This is a genomic window from Polaromonas sp. P1_G1, from assembly GCF_056405595.1.
The window spans coordinates 1-433 of sequence record NZ_JBFUBU010000205.1 but is presented as its reverse complement, the minus strand read 5'-3'; the positions used below and the strand labels follow the sequence as shown (position 1 = coordinate 433).

Genomic DNA, 433 nt, shown 5'->3' with positions numbered 1-433 from the left:
ACCCTGGGCTTCAATACTGCGGTGTGGCTGGTCATGCGCAACGAAGAGTGGTTGACCGGTGGCACCTTCGGCATCAACAACATTGCCCGCCCCAGCCTGGCTGGCTTCTCACTCGAAGGCAACCTGGCGTACTACTACTTTGTGCTGGCCACTGCCGTGCTGCTGGGCGCCCTGCAATGGGGCCTGCTGCGCAGTCCCTGGGGCAAGGCATTTACCGCACTGCGCGACAACCCCATCCGCGCAGAAAGCCTGGGCATCAACACGCGCTCTTACACGCTGCTGAGCTTCGCCATTGGCGCCGCCTATGCAGGTGTCGCAGGGGCCTTGTTCGCCTCGCTGGTGCAGTTCATCGAGCCGGCACCCTTTGCCGTGGGCTCCTCCATCATGATGTACCTGATGGTCGTCGTCGGTGGCCCCGGCTACTTCCTGGGCC

Annotated in this window: 1 protein-coding gene; it reads left to right on the top strand. The window is 63.3% G+C overall.

Translation table 11 applies throughout. The annotated features are described in order from the left end of the window. Positions 1 to 433 (top strand): branched-chain amino acid ABC transporter permease (locus tag AC1D1Y_RS26490; protein ID WP_477684967.1); only part of this gene is annotated, 433 nt, incomplete at both ends.